This is a genomic window from Acinetobacter sp. yr461 (genome assembly GCF_900110445.1).
GTDB lineage: Bacteria > Pseudomonadota > Gammaproteobacteria > Pseudomonadales > Moraxellaceae > Acinetobacter > Acinetobacter calcoaceticus.
In genome coordinates this window covers 1-5,568 of record NZ_FODU01000032.1, presented here as the reverse complement: position 1 = coordinate 5,568, position 5,568 = coordinate 1, and the positions used below count along the sequence as shown (strand labels likewise).

At 48.4% G+C, this 5,568-nt stretch carries 2 tRNA genes and 3 rRNA genes; all 5 read left to right on the top strand.

Annotation, left to right across the window (positions count from 1 at the left end):
• Positions 1–178: 178 nt before the first annotated feature.
• The 5 genes from BMW38_RS19215 to rrf all read left to right on the top strand — a co-directional run bounded on the left by BMW38_RS19215 (position 179) and on the right by rrf (position 5,547).
• Positions 179–1,716, top strand: a 16S ribosomal RNA gene (locus BMW38_RS19215).
• A gap of 59 nt (positions 1,717–1,775) precedes the next feature.
• Positions 1,776–1,852 (top strand) — tRNA-Ile (locus BMW38_RS19210).
• A 56-nt stretch (positions 1,853–1,908) separates the two neighbouring features.
• A tRNA-Ala gene (locus BMW38_RS19205) sits at positions 1,909–1,984 on the top strand.
• A 372-nt stretch (positions 1,985–2,356) separates the two neighbouring features.
• Positions 2,357–5,250 (top strand): 23S ribosomal RNA (locus tag BMW38_RS19200).
• Positions 5,251–5,432: 182 nt separating this feature from the next.
• Positions 5,433–5,547 (top strand): 5S ribosomal RNA (gene rrf / locus BMW38_RS19195).
• Together the 16S, 23S and 5S rRNA genes with 2 tRNA genes alongside form the textbook arrangement of a ribosomal RNA operon.
• Positions 5,548–5,568 lie beyond the last annotated feature (21 nt).

Genomic DNA, 5,568 nt, shown 5'->3' with positions numbered 1-5,568 from the left:
AAGATCATTAAGAGATTATGAAGAACAACTTGTGTGGATTTTTACTGATTGATTAATCGAAATATTATCATTGATTGATTGGTTTAAATTACTCGAAGTTTATTTGAGCGAAATTTAAGTCAGAAAATTGATGAGCCAGAATTGGCACCTTGTCTTTAATAAGGTGCAAAATGATTTTTAACTGAAGAGTTTGATCATGGCTCAGATTGAACGCTGGCGGCAGGCTTAACACATGCAAGTCGAGCGGAGTGATGGTGCTTGCACTATCACTTAGCGGCGGACGGGTGAGTAATGCTTAGGAATCTGCCTATTAGTGGGGGACAACATTTCGAAAGGAATGCTAATACCGCATACGTCCTACGGGAGAAAGCAGGGGATCTTCGGACCTTGCGCTAATAGATGAGCCTAAGTCGGATTAGCTAGTTGGTGGGGTAAAGGCCTACCAAGGCGACGATCTGTAGCGGGTCTGAGAGGATGATCCGCCACACTGGGACTGAGACACGGCCCAGACTCCTACGGGAGGCAGCAGTGGGGAATATTGGACAATGGGCGCAAGCCTGATCCAGCCATGCCGCGTGTGTGAAGAAGGCCTTATGGTTGTAAAGCACTTTAAGCGAGGAGGAGGCTACTGAAGTTAATACCTTCAGATAGTGGACGTTACTCGCAGAATAAGCACCGGCTAACTCTGTGCCAGCAGCCGCGGTAATACAGAGGGTGCAAGCGTTAATCGGATTTACTGGGCGTAAAGCGCGCGTAGGCGGCTAATTAAGTCAAATGTGAAATCCCCGAGCTTAACTTGGGAATTGCATTCGATACTGGTTAGCTAGAGTGTGGGAGAGGATGGTAGAATTCCAGGTGTAGCGGTGAAATGCGTAGAGATCTGGAGGAATACCGATGGCGAAGGCAGCCATCTGGCCTAACACTGACGCTGAGGTGCGAAAGCATGGGGAGCAAACAGGATTAGATACCCTGGTAGTCCATGCCGTAAACGATGTCTACTAGCCGTTGGGGCCTTTGAGGCTTTAGTGGCGCAGCTAACGCGATAAGTAGACCGCCTGGGGAGTACGGTCGCAAGACTAAAACTCAAATGAATTGACGGGGGCCCGCACAAGCGGTGGAGCATGTGGTTTAATTCGATGCAACGCGAAGAACCTTACCTGGCCTTGACATAGTAAGAACTTTCCAGAGATGGATTGGTGCCTTCGGGAACTTACATACAGGTGCTGCATGGCTGTCGTCAGCTCGTGTCGTGAGATGTTGGGTTAAGTCCCGCAACGAGCGCAACCCTTTTCCTTATTTGCCAGCGAGTAATGTCGGGAACTTTAAGGATACTGCCAGTGACAAACTGGAGGAAGGCGGGGACGACGTCAAGTCATCATGGCCCTTACGGCCAGGGCTACACACGTGCTACAATGGTCGGTACAAAGGGTTGCTACCTAGCGATAGGATGCTAATCTCAAAAAGCCGATCGTAGTCCGGATTGGAGTCTGCAACTCGACTCCATGAAGTCGGAATCGCTAGTAATCGCGGATCAGAATGCCGCGGTGAATACGTTCCCGGGCCTTGTACACACCGCCCGTCACACCATGGGAGTTTGTTGCACCAGAAGTAGGTAGTCTAACCGCAAGGAGGACGCTTACCACGGTGTGGCCGATGACTGGGGTGAAGTCGTAACAAGGTAGCCGTAGGGGAACCTGCGGCTGGATCACCTCCTTAACGAAAGATTGACGATTGGTAAGAATCCACAACAAGTTGTTCTTCATAGATGTATCTGAGGGTCTGTAGCTCAGTTGGTTAGAGCACACGCTTGATAAGCGTGGGGTCACAAGTTCAAGTCTTGTCAGACCCACCATGACTTTGACTGGTTGAAGTTATAGAAAAGAAGATACATAACTGATGATGTAAGCTGGGGACTTAGCTTAGTTGGTAGAGCGCCTGCTTTGCACGCAGGAGGTCAGGAGTTCGACTCTCCTAGTCTCCACCAGAACTTAAGAGAAGTTCGGATTACAGAAATTAGTAAATAGAGGTTGTAAGATCTTAGTTTATTAACTTCTGTGATTTAAGTATCACGGTATTAAGCATGACCTGACGAAGGCATGTTTATTCATTAACAGATTGGCAAAATTGAGTCTGAAATAAATTGTTCACTCAATAATGAAAAGAGAAGAAGTAATTCTGATCTTGGAGTTAATTGAGAACTAGCAAATTAACTGAATCAAGCGTTTTGGTATATGAATTAGATTGAAGCTGTACAGTGTTTAAATACACAGTACTTCAAACTGTAAGAGATTGATGAGAAATCATTAATCATGTCTTATTACTCCTTGTAGGTAATAACGACTGTTTGGGGTTGTATAGTCAAGTAATTAAGTGCATGTGGTGGATGCCTTGGCAGTCAGAGGCGATGAAAGACGTAATAGCCTGCGATAAGCTCCGGGGAGGCGGCAAATATCCTTTGATCCGGAGATTTCTGAATGGGGGAACCCACCTACTTTAAGGTAGGTATTGCAACATGAATACATAGTGTTGCAAGGCGAACGAGGGGAAGTGAAACATCTCAGTACCCTTAGGAAAAGAAATCAATTGAGATTCCCTTAGTAGCGGCGAGCGAACGGGGATCAGCCCATTAAGTTATGTGTGTTTTAGTGGAACGCTCTGGGAAGTGCGAACGTAGAGGGTGATATTCCCGTACACGAAAGGGCACACATAATGATGACGAGTAGGGCGAGGCACGTGAAACCTTGTCTGAATATGGGGGGACCATCCTCCAAGGCTAAATACTCCTGACTGACCGATAGTGAACCAGTACCGTGAGGGAAAGGCGAAAAGAACCCCTGTGAGGGGAGTGAAATAGATCCTGAAACCGCATGCATACAAGCAGTGGGAGCCGACTTGTTCGGTGACTGCGTACCTTTTGTATAATGGGTCAGCGACTTATATTCAGTAGCGAGGTTAACCGTATAGGGGAGCCGTAGAGAAATCGAGTCTTAATAGGGCGTTTAGTTGCTGGGTATAGACCCGAAACCAGGCGATCTATCCATGAGCAGGTTGAAGGTTGGGTAACACTAACTGGAGGACCGAACCCACTGTCGTTGAAAAGCCAGGGGATGACTTGTGGATAGGGGTGAAAGGCTAATCAAGCCTGGTGATAGCTGGTTCTCCCCGAAAGCTATTTAGGTAGCGCCTCGGACGAATACCATAGGGGGTAGAGCACTGTTTCGGCTAGGGGGTCATCCCGACTTACCAAACCGATGCAAACTCCGAATACCTATGAGTACTATCCGGGAGACAGACTGCGGGTGCTAACGTCCGTAGTCAAGAGGAAAACAATCCAGACCGCCAGCTAAGGCCCCAAAATCATAGTTAAGTGGGAAACGATGTGGGAAGGCATAGACAGCTAGGAGGTTGGCTTAGAAGCAGCCACCCTTTAAAGAAAGCGTAATAGCTCACTAGTCGAGTCGGCCTGCGCGGAAGATGTAACGGGGCTAAAACTATGTGCCGAAGCTGCGGATTTGACTTTTAAGTCAAGTGGTAGGGGAGCGTTCTGTAAGCCGATGAAGGTGTATTGAGAAGTATGCTGGAGGTATCAGAAGTGCGAATGCTGACGTGAGTAACGACAAAACGGGTGAAAAACCCGTTCGCCGAAAGACCAAGGGTTCCAGTCCAACGTTAATCGGGGCTGGGTGAGTCGACCCCTAAGGCGAGGCCGAAAGGCGTAGTCGATGGGAAATTGGTTAATATTCCAATACTTCTGTGTAATGCGATGAGAGGACGGAGAAGGTTAAGTCAGCCTGGCGTTGGTTGTCCAGGTGAAAGGAAGTAGGCATGCATCTTAGGCAAATCCGGGGTGCTCTATGCTGAGATCTGATAGCAAGCTGTACTTGTACAGCGAAGTGGCTGATACCATGCTTCCAGGAAAAGTCTCTAAGCTTCAGTTACACAGGAATCGTACCCTAAACCGACACAGGTGGTCAGGTCGAGTAGACCAAGGCGCTTGAGAGAACTCTGCTGAAGGAACTAGGCAAAATGGTACCGTAACTTCGGGAGAAGGTACGCTGTTGTTGGTGATGGAACTTGCTTCCTGAGCTGATGACAGCCACAGAAACCAGGCCGCTGCAACTGTTTATTAAAAACATAGCACTCTGCAAACACGAAAGTGGACGTATAGGGTGTGATGCCTGCCCGGTGCTGGAAGGTTAATTGATGGGGTTAGCGTAAGCGAAGCTCTTGATCGAAGCCCCAGTAAACGGCGGCCGTAACTATAACGGTCCTAAGGTAGCGAAATTCCTTGTCGGGTAAGTTCCGACCTGCACGAATGGCATAATGATGGCGGCGCTGTCTCCAGCAGAGGCTCAGTGAAATCGAAATCGCTGTGAAGATGCAGTGTACCCGCGGCTAGACGGAAAGACCCCGTGAACCTTTACTGCAGCTTGACATTGAACTTTGACCTTACTTGTGTAGGATAGGTGGGAGGCTTTGAAGTTGGAACGCTAGTTCCAATGGAGCCGTCCTTGAAATACCACCCTGGTAATGTTGAGGTTCTAACTCTGCCCCGTAATCCGGGGCGAGGACCATGTCTGGTGGGTAGTTTGACTGGGGCGGTCTCCTCCTAAAGAGTAACGGAGGAGTACGAAGGTGCGCTCAGCGTGGTCGGAAATCACGCGTAGAGTATAAAGGCAAAAGCGCGCTTAACTGCGAGACCCACAAGTCGAGCAGGTACGAAAGTAGGTCTTAGTGATCCGGTGGTTCTGTATGGAAGGGCCATCGCTCAACGGATAAAAGGTACTCTGGGGATAACAGGCTGATACCGCCCAAGAGTTCATATCGACGGCGGTGTTTGGCACCTCGATGTCGGCTCATCTCATCCTGGGGCTGAAGCAGGTCCCAAGGGTATGGCTGTTCGCCATTTAAAGAGGTACGCGAGCTGGGTTTAGAACGTCGTGAGACAGTTCGGTCCCTATCTACCGTGGGCGCTGGAAATTTGAGAGGATCTGCTCCTAGTACGAGAGGACCAGAGTGGACGAACCTCTGGTGTACCGGTTGTGACGCCAGTCGCATCGCCGGGTAGCTATGTTCGGAAGGGATAACCGCTGAAAGCATCTAAGCGGGAAGCCTACCTCAAGATAAGATTTCCCTAGGACTTTATGTCCTCTAAAGAGCCGTTCGAGACTAGGACGTTGATAGGTTGGATGTGGAAGCATAGTGATATGTGAAGCTGACCAATACTAATTGCTCGTGAGGCTTGACTATACAACACCCAAGCAGTTGTATATAAAGCATCAATCGATTCATTAATATGCAAAGCAACTTGATTTAGTTATACGCTTAGCTAAAATGAACAAAATAAAGTAAGACTCAATCAGCCCATCTGTAAAGATTTGGAAAAAGCATCGGCAACCAATAAGACCAATGCAAGTATCCATACCAGTTGTGCTGGCGACCATAGCAAGAGTGAACCACCTGATCCCTTCCCGAACTCAGAAGTGAAACCTCTTAGCGCTGATGGTAGTGTGGGGTTTCCCATGTGAGAGTAAGTCATCGCCAGCTCATTATTCAAACACCCTCAAC